Source organism: Flavobacterium segetis (assembly GCF_900129575.1).
Classification (GTDB): Bacteria; Bacteroidota; Bacteroidia; order Flavobacteriales; family Flavobacteriaceae; genus Flavobacterium; species Flavobacterium segetis.
Window position 1 is genome coordinate 180,172 of record NZ_FQWE01000005.1, and the last position, 15,050, is coordinate 195,221.

The 15,050-nt window shown below is 33.2% G+C and carries 12 protein-coding genes; 6 read left to right on the top strand and 6 right to left on the bottom strand.

Annotated elements, in window-relative coordinates:
* Positions 1-101: 101 nt before the first annotated feature.
* Positions 102-2,810 carry a TonB-dependent receptor gene (locus BUA99_RS08850; protein WP_072991037.1) on the bottom strand — a complete coding sequence of 903 codons (2,709 nt, stop codon included), beginning with the start codon at positions 2,808-2,810 and terminating at the stop codon, positions 102-104.
* A 299-nt stretch (positions 2,811-3,109) separates the two neighbouring features.
* Between BUA99_RS08850 and ychF the strand changes: the two genes are divergently transcribed.
* From ychF to BUA99_RS08880, 6 genes are all read left to right on the top strand, one after another.
* Positions 3,110-4,204, top strand: coding sequence for a redox-regulated ATPase YchF (ychF, locus tag BUA99_RS08855; protein ID WP_072991040.1), 1,095 nt, complete (start codon positions 3,110-3,112; stop codon positions 4,202-4,204).
* A 314-nt stretch (positions 4,205-4,518) separates the two neighbouring features.
* Complete coding sequence (locus BUA99_RS08860; RefSeq protein WP_072991043.1) at positions 4,519-5,043, top strand: NADPH-dependent FMN reductase; 525 nt, start codon at positions 4,519-4,521, stop codon at positions 5,041-5,043.
* A gap of 7 nt (positions 5,044-5,050) precedes the next feature.
* A complete protein-coding gene (pncB, locus tag BUA99_RS08865; protein WP_072991470.1) occupies positions 5,051-6,229 on the top strand; it encodes a nicotinate phosphoribosyltransferase in 1,179 nt (392 codons plus the stop codon).
* Positions 6,230-6,380: 151 nt separating this feature from the next.
* Positions 6,381-8,240 (top strand): DNA topoisomerase IV subunit B, encoded by a 1,860-nt coding sequence (locus BUA99_RS08870; RefSeq protein ID WP_072991045.1) that lies wholly within the window; start codon positions 6,381-6,383, stop codon positions 8,238-8,240.
* A 56-nt stretch (positions 8,241-8,296) separates the two neighbouring features.
* Complete coding sequence (locus BUA99_RS08875) at positions 8,297-9,379, top strand: PDDEXK nuclease domain-containing protein (RefSeq protein WP_072991047.1); 1,083 nt, start codon at positions 8,297-8,299, stop codon at positions 9,377-9,379.
* 53 nt (positions 9,380-9,432) lie between these two features.
* The gene (locus BUA99_RS08880) at positions 9,433-12,135 is read left to right on the top strand and encodes a DNA gyrase/topoisomerase IV subunit A (protein ID WP_072991050.1); all 2,703 of its coding nucleotides are present in this window, start codon (positions 9,433-9,435) and stop codon (positions 12,133-12,135) included.
* Between the two features lie 40 nt (positions 12,136-12,175).
* On the opposite strand, the gene BUA99_RS08885 is transcribed toward BUA99_RS08880, so the two are convergent.
* The 5 genes from BUA99_RS08885 to murQ are packed head-to-tail and all read right to left on the bottom strand — an operon-like array spanning position 12,176 to position 15,014.
* Positions 12,176-12,946, bottom strand: a complete 771-nt coding sequence (locus tag BUA99_RS08885; protein ID WP_072991053.1) for a TerC family protein — start codon at positions 12,944-12,946, stop codon at positions 12,176-12,178.
* 27 nt (positions 12,947-12,973) lie between these two features.
* Positions 12,974-13,348, bottom strand: coding sequence for a DNA topoisomerase IV (locus BUA99_RS08890; protein WP_072991057.1), 375 nt, complete (start codon positions 13,346-13,348; stop codon positions 12,974-12,976).
* An 11-nt stretch (positions 13,349-13,359) separates the two neighbouring features.
* Complete coding sequence (locus tag BUA99_RS08895; RefSeq protein WP_072991059.1) at positions 13,360-13,932, bottom strand: pentapeptide repeat-containing protein; 573 nt, start codon at positions 13,930-13,932, stop codon at positions 13,360-13,362.
* Complete coding sequence (locus BUA99_RS08900) at positions 13,932-14,153, bottom strand: DUF6095 family protein (protein ID WP_072991061.1); 222 nt, start codon at positions 14,151-14,153, stop codon at positions 13,932-13,934. Before BUA99_RS08900 ends, BUA99_RS08895 begins: the two co-directional genes overlap by 1 nt.
* Before the next feature lie 48 nt (positions 14,154-14,201).
* Positions 14,202-15,014: an N-acetylmuramic acid 6-phosphate etherase gene (murQ, locus tag BUA99_RS08905; protein ID WP_072991063.1), complete on the bottom strand. Its 813-nt coding sequence runs from the start codon at positions 15,012-15,014 to the stop codon at positions 14,202-14,204.
* Positions 15,015-15,050: the final 36 nt, after the last annotated feature.

Below are 15,050 nucleotides of genomic sequence, written 5' to 3' on the forward strand. Positions count from 1 at the left end.
TTTGATCAACATTAATTTGGAAATCTTTATTAAATATTATTTCTATTAAAAAAAAAGGGCTGTCTTTCGACCGCCCTTCCTCATACAATGAAATATCTTTATTATAAATTAAAACCAAGTCTTAAGTAGTAATAGGCACCACTAAAACCCATTTGAACAGCATCCCAATATCCTCCGCCTTCAACCCAGTCATCTTGCTGATCAGGATAAACATTTAATAAATTATTTGCTCCAATAGTAATTTTTGCAGCCTTACTAATTTTATATCCAAGAGTTAAATCAGTTACAATTTTTGCACCGTAAGTATCCGTTGCTGCTTTTACTTGATCAGCAAACGATCCATAATCAGCCACATCTTCATCCATTTGATAATCTAGCAATTTTACTTCACTAAATCTTGTAAAGGCCAATCCAGCATCAAAATCTTTTCTATTATAATTAAAATTTAGACCAAATTTATTATTTGGAGCTGATGCTAATAAAAATCCTTTATCGCGTTCTCCAAAAAATGCACCAGCTGGTAAATTACCATTTTTTACTTTATTAATTTTCATATCATTAATGTTACCCACTAATGTTACTCCAATTTTACTTTCGTTAATTGTTTTTTTCCAAGCTAAAACAACATCTAGTCCGGTAGTTTTAGTATCTACGCCATTTACGAAAAATTGTGCTTTATCTACACCAACTCCTAGCGGAGTTGCATCGAAATAACCCGTTAATACAATCCTATCTTTTACATTAATTAAATACCCATCAATTGTAGCTGTAAAATCGCCGTAATTAGCTGTAAATCCTAGAGAGGCATTCACTGCTTTTTCTTCATTTAATTTTTCAATTCCGAAAGATTTAGTAACAGGACTATTATTTGGCGAAAGCAAAACTTCTGTTGCTCCAGCTGAACTAAAGTTAGTAAATCTTAAATTGTAATAAACTTGGGCTAATGATGGCGCACGAAAACCAGTGCTTACTGATCCTCTAATATTAATATTTTTATTAGCTTTGATTCGCATGGCTAATTTACCATTCAATGTACTACCAAAATCGCTATAATTTTCAAAACGAACTGCTCCGCTTATTAAAAAGGCATCAGTTATATCTAATTCAGCGTCAGTGTAAAGCGATAAGTTAGTTCTACTTCTATCCACTACATTGAGCGGACTATATCCTGGAAAACCTTGTGAACCTCCTGGTCTAGGCAGAGTCATTGGAGAACTAGGATCTGCAGCATCATAATCAGGATTTGGAATCGAAGGGATTGTTTGATTTTGAGGATCTGTAATAGGTCTTCTATTGATGTCATAAGTTGCATATGAACCTTCCTCACCTGCAAAAATATTAAATTTCTCTGTTCTAAATTCTGCTCCAAAAGCAAGATTTAATCCACTTAGTACAGTGTCATAATTTTTAGAAATATCAAAATTAGTAGTGTTTTGACTTAAACTATGTCCGCCGGCATCAAAATCTGTTGGAGAAGCATCCTCAAGAGAAGCGTTTATCGTTCCTTTAGTGTAATAGTGGAAAAGATTTTTACCAAAGGTATTGCTGATATCTATTTTCCAGCCGCCTGCTGTTTCGGTTCTAAAACCAGCCGCCATAGAATTATCGATTATGTTAGAAGTAATTCTTGGTGTATAACCTCCTGGATAAATACTTTCTACTACTCGTGCACCATCTCCTCTTGTAAATGCGTAGGCATCAGTATCTCTCAAATTTCTTCCACCAAAAGCGTAAAATTCCGTTTTGTCAGAAATTGGAATTACCATGTTTGCAAAAAGATTGAAACCTTGAATTGCAGCTTCACCAAAACCTTTTCTAAAATCGAATCCCGGGCGCAAGGTTTTATTTTTGTTGATATACTCTGTTGTGAAATTTGCAAAACCTCCTTTTTCGCCAATTGCAACACCATAGTTGGCTGCAACTTTTACAGATCCACCGTCAAATGATTGATTTTTTCCTATTGAATTCCCATTTCCGTTTTGATCCAAACGATTTCCATCGGTATTTGCTGTACCTGCTGGAAAATCACCTTTTGCATTTGTATTAAAAGCACCATAAGTTACGGTACCAGTCAATTCGTTTACATCGTCATTTAAAACGATATTGATTACACCAGCAATTGCATCAGAACCATATTGAGCTGCAGCTCCATCTCTAAGTATTTCAATTCTTTTAATGGAAGCCGCGGGAATCGCGTTCAAATCTGTTCCTGTATTTCCACGTCCTCGAGTTCCAAAAAGGTTGATAAGGGACGATTGATGTCTTCTTTTTCCATTAATTAAAACTAAAGTTTGATCTGGTCCTAAACCTCTTAATGAAGCAGGATCTACGTGATCTGCGCCATCAGAACCTGATTGTTTGTTAGCGTTAAATGAAGGTGCTACATATTGTAATAATTCATTAATTTCTAATTTTCCGCTTTGAGTGGTTACATCTTTAACACTGATAATATCTATTGGAACAGCAGAGTTTACAACGGTTCTTTTTGTATTTCGCGAACCCACAATTTGAACTTCCTGTAAAACTTGTCCACCATCTAAGGATAAGACAACATTTAAAATTGCGCTATCCGCTATTCTTTCTAAATTAGAAAATCCTACATAACTGAAAATCAATATAGCGCCTTCTTTTATTTTTATTCGATAAGCACCATTTGAATCCGTAGAAACTCCATTAAAAGTTCCTTTTTCGACAATATTAACTCCTGGCAATGCCGCACCAGAATTGTCTGTTACGGTTCCTGAGATTTCCTTTTGAGCAAAAAGAAACGAAGCATTAAACAGAAATAAAAGTAAAATAATTTTTTTCATAATAATTTGGTTTTGGTTCTTGATTAAATTAATCAACGCAATATACTATATTTATAACTTTCTGGCAGTAAAGAGGGATATTTTACTAAAAAATCTGATATTTGATTAAAGCTTGACTTAATTGTTGCTAAATGTATAAATTTAGTTAATTGTTTTTTTAATTCGTATTGCAGTAAAAAGCAAGTCAATAATTTAAGGAATATGCTAACTAGCATTTATTTAATCTTATATTTGCAAACTTTTAAAAGTAATTATTATAAACGTGTAGCAGACAACTGCTATTTGTAATCGAAAATAGTATGAAAGCAGGAATTGTAGGATTGCCAAATGTTGGAAAATCAACATTATTTAATTGTTTATCAAATGCAAAAGCACAGAGTGCAAACTTTCCTTTTTGTACTATTGAGCCTAATATTGGTGTGGTAAATGTACCAGATTCCAGAATTGAAAAATTAGAAGAATTAGTAAAACCAGAGCGTGTACAAATGGCAACAGTTGATATTGTTGATATTGCGGGACTGGTAAAAGGAGCAAGTAAAGGCGAAGGCTTAGGAAATCAATTTTTAGGGAATATTAGAGAGTGTAACGCTATTATCCACGTTTTGCGTTGTTTTGACAATGATAATATTGTTCATGTTGACGGAAATGTAAATCCAATTCGTGATAAAGAAACAATCGATATCGAGTTACAATTAAAAGATTTAGAAACGGTAGAGAAACGATTAGAGAAAGTGAATCGTGCTGCTAAAACAGGAAATAAAGAAGCGCAAACTGAAAAAGCACTTTTAGACCGTATAAGAGAAACGTTGCTACAAGCAAAATCTGCTAGAACAATCACTCCGCAAGGTAATGATGAAGAAGTTTTAATGGAATCTTTTCAATTAATTACAGCAAAACCAGTTTTGTATATTTGCAATGTTGATGAAAATTCAGCAGTAAATGGTAACAAATATGTAGATCAAGTTCGAGAATTAGTAAAAGATGAAGATGCAGAAGTTATCATCCTTTCTGTAGGTGCCGAAGCTGATATAACCGAATTAGAAAGTTATGAGGAACGCCAAGTTTTTCTGGAAGATATGGGTTTGAAAGAGCCAGGAGCATCTGTTTTAATTCGTGCCGCATATAAATTGTTAAAACAACAAACTTATTTTACAGCAGGTGTTAAGGAAGTTCGCGCCTGGACAATTAATATTGGAGCGACTGCACCACAAGCTGCAGGAGTTATTCATACTGATTTTGAAAAAGGTTTTATCCGTGCTGAGGTTATTGCTTTTGAGGATTTTGTTCATTTCGGTTCAGAAGCTAAATGTAAGGAGGCTGGAAAATTCAAAGTTGAAGGGAAAGAATATATCGTGAAAGATGGTGACGTAATGCATTTCCGTTTCAACGTTTAATTTCCGAGAAAATTTAATAACGAGTATAGATAATAGTTTAAGCCGTAGAAGAAATTCTGCGGCTTTTTTGTGACTCGCAAATTGAATACCACGCACTGAACACAGAACACTTTCTTTGGAACTAAATCCAGCTTTCCGTTTCAAGATTTTCCTAGAACGTTTTTTTTGTAGGACCATAAAGGAGCTTCTTCCAGTCGCTCTTTAAGGTTAATAAATAATATAGCGTTCAAGAAAAATGCTTTGCACTACAATCTGGGGTAAAAAAATGAGTGCTATTATTTTATTTTTAGTACATTTAAAAAAAATAAATTTTCATGAAAATAATCGCTTTTGGCGCAAGCCCTAGTAAAAACTCTATCAATAAAAAATTAGCAACTTATGCTGCCCACTTATTCGAAAATGCTGCTGTCGAAGTATTAGATTTAAACGATTACGAAATGCCTATTTACACTGTTGACATTGAAAAACAAATAGGTGAGCACAAATTAGCTCACAGTTTTTTAGCTAAAATTGCAAGTGCAGATCTTTTAGTTGTATCACTAGCTGAAAATAACGGAAATTATACTGTTGCTTTCAAAAATGTTTTCGACTGGTGCACTCGTATTAAAAAAGAAGTTTTTCAAGACAAACCTATGCTTCTGATGGCCACTTCTACAGGTGTAAATGGCGCTACAATCGTTTTAGGAATTGCAAAAAATGCTTTTCCATTTTATGGGGGAAACATTAAGGCATCTTTCTCATTACCTAGCTTCGATGATAATTTTAACATTGAAAAACAGGAAATTAGTAATATTGAATCACGTAAAGAATTGCAAAATTTAATAGTAGATAATTTTTAAAGTGGGAATGATTTCAGTTCAATTATATTCTATTTTAGATAATGACTTTTATAAATTCACGATGCAACATGCAGTAATCAAACTTTTCCCAAAAGCTGAAGTTCGTTATGCATTCATAAATCGTGGCAAACATCAATTCCCACCACATTTTGCCGATTTACTTCGTGAAGCTGTTGATGCGATGATTTATTTAAAATTAACCGTCGCCGAAAAAAAATTCCTTGCCGATAATTGTCCTTATTTAGATCCAACTTATTTAGATTTTTTACAAGGCTATCAATACGATCCTTCCGAAGTAACAATTGAGCAGGAGGGAAGTGAATTGAAAGTTACGATAGAAGGATATTGGTATAGAACAATTCTTTGGGAAGTTCCTGTAATGGCGTTAATTTCAGAACTTTTTTATGCGTCTCAAAATTTAATTCGTGTAGATGATGATGAAGTTAAAAGCATTACTAAATCAAAAATAGAAAGTTATAATAGTATGGGGGTTGTTATTTTAGAATTTGGAACCCGTCGCCGATATTCTTTTGAAGTTCAAAAATTAGTTAATGAAACATTAGATACTTTTGGTGCTAATACTTTTTTAGGAACTAGTAACGTGTATTTAGCAATGTTACAAAACAGAAAACCCTCGGGAACCCATGCACATGAATGGTTTATGTATCATGCTTCAGAATACGGATTCAAAGTGGCTAATGCAATCAGTCTCGAAAACTGGACAAAAATATATCAAGGAGATTTAGGAATTGCACTTACTGACACATATACAAGTGAAGTGTTTTTCGAACAGTTCAATAAGAAATTTTCTAAATTATTTGACGGAGTCCGACAAGACAGTGGAGATCCAATTGAGTTTGCTAAAAATACAATTGAACATTACCAAAAAATGGGAATCGATCCAAAATCTAAAATTATTGTTTTCTCTGATTCTTTGAATTTAGAAAAGGTAAAAGTTATTGCTGAGTTTTGTCGAGGAAAAATAAAAATGTCTTTTGGAATTGGAACAAACTTTAGCAATGATGTAGGTTTACCTGCTATGAATATGGTGATTAAACTTACGGATACTAAAACTGAAAACGGTCGCTGGGAAGGTGTTGTGAAATTATCAGATGAAAAAAATAAACATACGGGAACTCCTAAAATGATTACGCTTGCCCAAGAAGTTTTAGGAATAGAATCCTAAGATCAATTGGTTTATTGCTGTCGACATCATTTTTATAACTTTGGAGCGAAGCTCTTTTAAAATATATCGAATAACACTATATTAGCGCGCTCTAGGTTAAGCTAAAAAGTAAAAACCAAAAAGAACAAAGTTAAAATCTACAAAATTTACAATGTCCGATCAAAATCAATATACCGAAGATAACATTAGGTCATTAGACTGGAAAGAACACATTCGAATGCGTCCTGGAATGTATATTGGGAAACTGGGAGACGGTTCTTCACCAGATGATGGTATTTATATTCTTTTAAAGGAAGTTTTAGACAACTGTATCGATGAATTTGTCATGGGTGCTGGGAAAACAATTGAAGTTACAATCAAAGATAAAACCGTTACCGTACGAGATTATGGTCGTGGAATTCCTTTGGGAAAAGTGATTGATGTTGTATCTAAGATGAATACAGGAGGGAAATATGATTCTCTAGCGTTTAAAAAATCCGTGGGATTAAATGGAGTAGGTACAAAGGCTGTAAATGCTTTATCGAACTATTTTCGTGTCGAATCTGTTCGAGATGAAAAACAAAAAGCAGCAGAATTTTCAGCTGGGAACTTAGTTCTTGAGGAAGATATAATTGAGACCACAAAGAGAAAAGGAACAAAGGTTACTTTTATTCCAGACGAATCAATCTTTAAAAATTATAAATTTAGATATGAGTATATTATCAAAATGCTTAAAAACTATTGTTACTTAAACAATGGTTTGACGATCATTTTTAACGGTGAGAAATACTTTTCTGAAAACGGACTTAGAGATTTATTAGAGGAAACTATCAGTGCTGAAGATTTAGAATATCCTATTATTCACTTGAAAGGCGAAGATATTGAAATTGCTTTGACACACAGTAAAACGCAATATAGCGAAGAATACCATTCGTTTGTAAATGGGCAAAATACAACTCAAGGAGGAACTCATCTTGCCGCTTATCGCGAAGCGATTGTAAAAACGATTCGCGAATTTTATAATAAAAGTTTTGAAGCTTCAGATGTTCGAAAATCTATTGTTACTGCAATTAGCATTAAAGTAATGGAGCCGGTTTTTGAATCACAAACCAAAACCAAATTAGGTTCGACTGATATGGGTTCCGAAGTGGGAATGCCTTCAGTACGAACTTTTGTAAATGATTTTGTAAAAACAAAATTAGATAATTATTTACACAAGAATCCTGTTACTGCAGATGCATTATTACGCAAAATTTTGCAGGCAGAAAGAGAGCGTAAAGAATTATCTGGAATTAGAAAACTAGCTACAGATCGAGCTAAGAAAGCAAATTTGCATAATAAAAAATTGAGAGATTGCCGTGCGCACCTTCCAGATACAAAAAATCCTAGAAATTTAGAAAGTACGCTTTTTATCACCGAGGGAGATTCAGCGTCAGGTTCCATTACCAAATCCAGAGATGTTAACACACAAGCTGTTTTTAGTTTGCGTGGAAAACCTTTGAACTCTTACGGGATGAGTAAGAAAATTGTTTATGAAAATGAAGAATTCAACTTATTACAATCCGCATTAGATATCGAGGATGGACTTGAAAAGTTGCGTTACAACAATATTGTAATTGCAACTGATGCCGATGTCGATGGAATGCACATTCGCCTTTTATTGATTACATTTTTCTTGCAATTTTTTCCTGAATTGATCAAAGAAGGACATTTATACATTTTGCAGACTCCACTTTTTAGAGTTCGAAATAAGAAAGAAACGATATACTGTTACTCAGATGACGAACGAAAAGAAGCAATTGAAAAATTGAAGCCAAAGCCAGAAATTACCCGATTTAAAGGTTTAGGAGAGATTTCGCCAGATGAGTTTAAAAATTTTATTGGAGAAACCATTCGCTTAGATCCTGTGATGATGGATAAAAACACGTCGATTGAGCAATTATTATCTTTTTATATGGGTAAAAACACACCTGACCGACAAGAGTTTATTATTAAAAATTTGAAGGTTGAATTAGATGTTATTGAAGTTTAATAATTATTAAGAACCGTCTCATCGCGAGAAAAAATTAAATAATGTTATAATTAATTATGGATAATCTTCATAACAATTCATTATTCTCTCAAGTTGTAGATTTGCTGCAGCAATCAAAGCAACAAGTAGTACGAGCTATAAATCATACTATGGTTTATACTTATTATGAGATTGGCCGAATGATTGTTGAAGAAGAGCAAAATGGAAAAGATCGCGCTGAGTATGGTAAGCAATTATTAAAAGGACTTTCAAAAGAGCTGAATCAAGAGTTTGGAAAAGGGTTTTCTGTTGAAAGTCTTGATCGAATGAGGAAATTTTACAAAACCTATTCAATTTCCGCATCGTTGACGTGGATTTCTGATGATTCAAATTCGTCATCACTGATGACGAATTTTGAGAATGGAAAAACACAGTCACTGACTACATTATTTAAAAATAAGAATTTATTCAATCTTACGTGGACTCATTACATATTCTTAATGCGTATTGATGATTCTAATGAAAGAAGTTTCTACGAAATTGAAACCGCAAAAAATAATTGGAGCGTTCGGGAATTAAAGCGACAGTATGATACTGCTTTATATACCAGATTGTCTTTAAGCAGAGATAAGGAAGCGATTTTAAAACTGTCTCAACAAGAACAAATTATAGAGAAGCCAAAAGATATAATCAAAGATCCTTACATTCTTGAATTTCTTGGTTTACCAGAGTTAAATCAATATTCAGAAAATGAACTTGAAGAAGAAATCATCAATAAATTAGAACATTTTCTGTTAGAATTGGGCAATGGTTTTGCTTTTATTGCCAGGCAAAAACGAATAACGTTTGATGATAAACATTTTAGAATTGACTTGGTTTTTTATAACCGAATATTAAAATGTTTCGTTCTTATTGATTTAAAAATAGGAGAATTAAAACATCAGGATTTAGGTCAAATGCAAATGTACGTTAATTATTATGACAGAGAAATGCGTTTCGAAGAGGAGAATAAAACAATTGGATTAGTTCTGTGTCAGAATAAAAGTGATTTAGTTGTAGAATACACATTACCTGAAAATAATGAACAAATTTTTGCTAGTAAATATAAAATGGTGTTGCCAAGTAAAGAGGAATTGATCCATTTGATTGAACAAATATAGAAGAATTTAAATGGAGTTATTATAGCGCCATAACTTGAGTTTTAAGCATTTTTATGAAAGACGAAGAAGAAGATAACATCATACCAAACGGAGACGAATCACAAAACGAAACGAATGATTCTAACGAGTCAAACGACGAAGGATTTGAAGATATCATAACTTCAGGCGGACAGCATTTTTACGATAATCAAGAAGAAGGAAGCGATACAATTACCAAAGTTACGGGAATGTATAAGGACTGGTTTCTGGATTATGCCTCTTATGTAATTCTAGAGCGAGCGGTTCCTGCAATTGAGGATGGTTTTAAACCAGTGCAACGTAGAATCATGCACTCGCTAAAAGAATTGGATGACGGTCGTTACAATAAAGTAGCTAACGTTGTTGGGCACACCATGCAATATCATCCTCACGGTGATCAAAGCATAGGTGATGCAATGGTGCAAATAGGCCAAAAAGAATTATTAATTGATTGCCAAGGAAACTGGGGAAATATATTAACAGGTGACGGTGCAGCTGCTTCACGTTATATTGAAGCACGTTTATCTAAATTTGCTTTGGAGGTCTTATATTCTCCAAAAATCACTGACTGGGGCGTTTCTTATGATGGACGACGTGCTGAACCTAATAATCTTCCGGTAAAATTTCCGCTACTTTTAACACAAGGTGCTGAGGGGATTGCCGTTGGTCTTTCGATGAAAGTATTGCCGCATAACTTTAATGAGTTAATAGACTGTTCCATCAAAATATTAAAAGGAAAGCCATTTACCTTGTATCCGGATTTCATGACACAAGGAATTGCTGATATTTCTAATTATAATGATGGTTTGCGTGGTGGACGTGTTCGTGTTCGTGCCAAAATTGCGCAACTCGACAAGAATACATTGGTAATTACCCAAATCCCGTTTTCGACTAATACAACGACTTTGATTGATAGTATTTTGAAAGCTAACGATAAAGGCAAAATCAAAATCAAAAAAATTGAAGATAATACAGCTGCAGAAGTTGAAATACTAATACACCTATTTCCAGGAGTTTCTCCTGATAAAACAATTGATGCTTTATTTGCTTTTACGGCTTGTGAAACTTCGGTAGCGCCTTTAGGTTGCGTGATTGAAGATAACAAACCGCTATTTGTAGGTGTTTCTGATATGTTACGTATATCAACTAATAGGACAGTACAGTTGCTCAAAAGTGAATTAGAAATTCAACTTCGTGAATTAGAAGAACAATGGCACTTTCTGTCATTAGAGCGCATTTTTATTGAGAATAAAATCTATCGTGATATTGAGGAAATGACAACTCGTGAAAGCGTTATAAAAGCGGTCGACGACGGTTTGAAGCCGCATATTAGTCATTTAAAAAGAGCAGTAACGGAGGACGATATTTTGCGATTATTGGATATTCGCATCATGCGAATTTCTAAGTTTGATAGTAATAAAGCACAAGATAAAATTGAATCGCTGGAAGGCGATATTGAGCAAGTGAAACATCATTTAGAGCATTTAATCGAATTTGCTATTGCTTACTTTGCTAAATTAAAAGAAAAATATGGCAAAGGTAGAGAACGCAAAACAGAGCTTCGTATTTTTGATGATATCGAAGCTACAAAAGTAGTATTAAGAAATACGAAACTGTATGTAAATAAGGAAGAAGGTTTTGTAGGAACGAGTTTGAAAAAAGATGAATATGTCACGGACTGTTCTGATATTGATGATGTGATTGTTTTTCTTCGTGACGGAAAAATGATGATTACTAAAGTAGATGCAAAAACCTTTGTGGGTAAAGATATTATTCACATTGCCATTTTTGATAAAAGCGACAAGCGAACTATTTACAATATGATTTACCGTGATGGAAAATCAGGTCCATCATATATAAAAAGATTTAATGTTTCAGGAGTTACTCGCGATAAAGCATACGATTTAACCAATGAAACTGCTGGATCACAAGTAGTATATTTTTCTTGTAACCCAAATGGTGAAGCTGAAGTCATTACTATTTTATTGCGCCAAGTAGGAACTGTAAAAAAGCTAAAATTCGATATTGACTTCGCCAGTTTGACTATTAAAGGAAGAAGTTCTAAAGGTAATACAGTGACAAAATACCCAATTAAAAAAATCGAACTTAAAGAAAAAGGAATTTCGACTTTACTGCCGCGTAAAGTTTGGTTTGATGACACTGTGCAACGACTAAATGTGGATGGAAGAGGGGAGTTATTAGGTGAATTCAGACCAAGCGATAAAATCTTGATTATTTCACAATCTGGAAAAATTAAAGTGATAACTCCTGAACTAAGTACTCATTTTGATCATGGAATGATAATTTTAGAAAAATGGATTCCAAAAAAACCTATTTCGGCTATTTATTTTGACGGTGAAAAAGAAAGGTATTATATAAAACGTTTTTTAATCGAAATTGAAAATAAAGAAGAAATTTTTATTACAGAACATCCTAACTCGCAGTTAGAAATCGTATCCACAGATTATCGACCTGTTGCTGAATTAATATTTTCAAAAGTAAAGGGAGTTCAAAAAGAAAGTCAAATCGTAGATATTGAATCTTACATTGCTTTAAAAGGTTTTAAAGCAATGGGAAATCAATTGACTACTGATAAATTGAAACAAGTAAATCTTTTACCGCCTTTACATTATGAAATTCCAGTTGAAACAGTACCTGAGCCAACTGTTGTTGAAGATATTAATGATTCAAATATTCAACTAGATGATGATGGACAAATAACTTTAAGTTTAGAATAAAAAATAGCGCTCTTAGTGCGCTATTTTTTATAGAATATTATTAATTTTTTTTTCTCATTTTCATATTCAGGAATTCTACTCCTAAAGAAAATGCAATCGCAAAATACAAATAACCTTTAGGAACTACGCCAACGTGTTCGCCAACTAATGAGGCATTCGATAAGTGCATACTTTCAGTAATTAACATAAAACCAATTAAGATTAAAAAGGCTAATCCCAAAATTTGAATAGACGGATTAGCATTCACAAAGTTTCCAACAGGTACTGCAAACAGCATCATTACGCCCACAGAAATTAATACAGCAGTTACCATGATATACAATGCACCTTCAACTCCATTAGTCATTCCCACAGCAGTCAAAATACTATCAACTGAAAATATTAAATCGATTAGTAGGATTTGGACAATCACATTAGAAAATGATTTTGTTGCAGTTGCTTTTAAATCTAATTTTTCTTCTCCTGTATGATCTACTTTTTCGTGGATTTCCTTAGTGCTTTTGTAAATTAAAAATAATCCACCAAGAAATAGAATTATTGCTTGTCCAGTAAATTCAGCACTGAACCAGCCCCAGTTTATGGTGAAAAAAGGTGCTTTCATTGCAATTAACAAAGTGATTCCAAAAAGCAACGCGATACGCATAAACATAGCTAGAAACAAACCTATTTGTGTAGCTTTTTTTCGTTTCTCGACAGGTAATTTTCCAGTTACTATTGAGATAAAAATGATGTTATCAATTCCCAAAATAATTTCAAGAAAAGTTAATGTTAACAAGGCAATCCACGCATCTGGATTTAAAAATACTTCCATTTTTTTAAATTAATTGTTCGTAGTGATTTAATCTGAAATTTTAGTTACGGTTCCTCTTTGTTTATTGTCGGAGCCTACTATTCCAAATTCAAAGGTATAGGAATCTTTTGTAGTTGTTAAAATTTTCATGCCTATAGCTTTTTCTTCAGCCATATTTCTTGGATGTAATTTTCGCAATACATATTCACAATCGCTTATCCAGCGTATGGAAGCGGTATCAGTCTTTCCCTCGTAAGTCTCAATTTCGATGCTATCATTACGTTGAAAAACAGTTGTTTTCATAACGCCATCAACTTCATGTTCAAATTTAAATTTTCCGGTTTTGAAATCTTTACAACTGCGTTCCACATCGTAGCATGAAAACAGTAGCATGAAAACAGGTAATACTAATAATTTTTTCATATTCGTCTTTATTATAATATTTTAATATCGTATTTATCTAAAAGCCCAGCAATTCCTTGAGTAGAAAATTTAGCTTTTTTCATTGGATTAAATTCTGGATCGATTTTGTAATTATAAGCTGTGGTAAAATCAGTCCCTGCTAATTGCGTATCATTAAAAACGGCATTATCCAAATTACAATTTTCGAAAACGGAATTTGTAAGGTTTGCGGCCGCGAAAGTTACCTCTTTTATTGAGCAAGAATGAAATTTAGTTTTAAGCATTTTTTTATTAGAAAATGATCCATAATCCAGCACGCACTCCTGAAAACTAACATTAAAAAGAAAATCAACACATTTGTTAAAATGTATTCCAAGTAATTTACAATTTATAAAACTAACCGTTTTTAAGCTTGTATTGGTTAGGTCGATCATCGCTAAATTACAATTGATGAACTCGCAATCCATAAATATATTATTGGAAAAATCGCTATTCGAAAAATCACAATTTTTGAAAATACAATCTTCGAATTCTCGATTGTTAATTCTTTGATTAATCAAGTTTACTTTTTCAAATGTTTTTTGAATATGTATTAAATCTTCCATTAGTCGTCAAATAAACTTTTAACAATTATTGTTAAACCCCGATATGCAAAATAAACTGCCAGAATACAAATTATTATACCAACAGCTAATACTAAGTAATGCCACACGTTTTGTTTATTCATAAAAGCATTATGAATAACCACTGGACCTAAAAATAAGAGAGGTATAGAACCTGCTAAATAGGTAATTCCTTTTGATAACATTTGTTTATCTGTTCCCATACATAATTTTATTGGTTGATAATTAGTTTATAAACTTATACATTAATCCTACTCATTATAGACTTCAATCACTTTTCTTACGCTGCCCTGCTGCTTTAATAATTTTCTTGCTTGTTGATAAGAAATAGGAATTTCGTCCATGATCATTTTCACACCTCGATCAATAAGTTTACTATTGCTAAGTTGCATATCGATCATTTTATTGCCCTTCACTTTGCCAAGTTGAATCATTGTTGCGGTGCTAATCATATTTAGCACTAATTTTTGAGCTGTACCCGCTTTCATTCGAGAGCTACCGGTAATAAATTCAGCTCCAACAACTACTTCAATTGGGAAGTTCGCTACTGTAGAAAGTGGACTTCCTTCGTTGCAAGAAATACTTCCTGTCGTGATATTATTTTCATTACACTTTTCTAAACCACTTATGACATAAGGAGTTGTTCCCGATGCGGCAATCCCGACAACTACATCATTTTCATTAATATTATATTTTTGTAAATCTAACCAAGCTTGAGCGGTATTGTCTTCGGCATTTTCTACTGCTTTACGAATCGCAGAATCTCCACCTGCAATTATTCCTATAACTAAGTCAAATGGGACGCCAAATGTTGGTGGACATTCTGATGCATCTAAAATTCCTAAACGTCCGGATGTTCCCGCTCCAATATAAAATAAACGACCGCCATGTTGCATTTTAGTGACAATCACATTTACTAAACTTTCAATTGCTGGTAGCGCTTTCTCAACTGCAAGTGGTACTGTTTTATCTTCTTTATTTATATTTGAAAGCAAATTTGATACTGACATTGTTTCTAAATGTTCGTATTGTGATTGCTGCTCCGTGGTTTTAATAAATGTCATTTTTAATGCTGTTGAATTTATGTTGAACAATTTGTT

Bases quoted from the DNA above. Each gene is read 5' to 3' on its own strand.
- BUA99_RS08850 (WP_072991037.1), bottom strand. From the start codon at position 2,810: ATGAAAAAAATTATTTTACTTTTATTTCTGTTTAATGCTTCGTTTCTT.
- ychF (WP_072991040.1), top strand. From the start codon at position 3,110: ATGAAAGCAGGAATTGTAGGATTGCCAAATGTTGGAAAATCAACATTA.
- BUA99_RS08860 (WP_072991043.1), top strand. From the start codon at position 4,519: ATGAAAATAATCGCTTTTGGCGCAAGCCCTAGTAAAAACTCTATCAAT.
- pncB (WP_072991470.1), top strand. From the start codon at position 5,051: ATGATTTCAGTTCAATTATATTCTATTTTAGATAATGACTTTTATAAA.
- BUA99_RS08870 (WP_072991045.1), top strand. From the start codon at position 6,381: ATGTCCGATCAAAATCAATATACCGAAGATAACATTAGGTCATTAGAC.
- BUA99_RS08875 (WP_072991047.1), top strand. From the start codon at position 8,297: ATGGATAATCTTCATAACAATTCATTATTCTCTCAAGTTGTAGATTTG.
- BUA99_RS08880 (WP_072991050.1), top strand. From the start codon at position 9,433: ATGAAAGACGAAGAAGAAGATAACATCATACCAAACGGAGACGAATCA.
- BUA99_RS08885 (WP_072991053.1), bottom strand. From the start codon at position 12,946: ATGGAAGTATTTTTAAATCCAGATGCGTGGATTGCCTTGTTAACATTA.
- BUA99_RS08890 (WP_072991057.1), bottom strand. From the start codon at position 13,348: ATGAAAAAATTATTAGTATTACCTGTTTTCATGCTACTGTTTTCATGC.
- BUA99_RS08895 (WP_072991059.1), bottom strand. From the start codon at position 13,932: ATGGAAGATTTAATACATATTCAAAAAACATTTGAAAAAGTAAACTTG.
- BUA99_RS08900 (WP_072991061.1), bottom strand. From the start codon at position 14,153: ATGGGAACAGATAAACAAATGTTATCAAAAGGAATTACCTATTTAGCA.
- murQ (WP_072991063.1), bottom strand. From the start codon at position 15,014: ATGACATTTATTAAAACCACGGAGCAGCAATCACAATACGAACATTTA.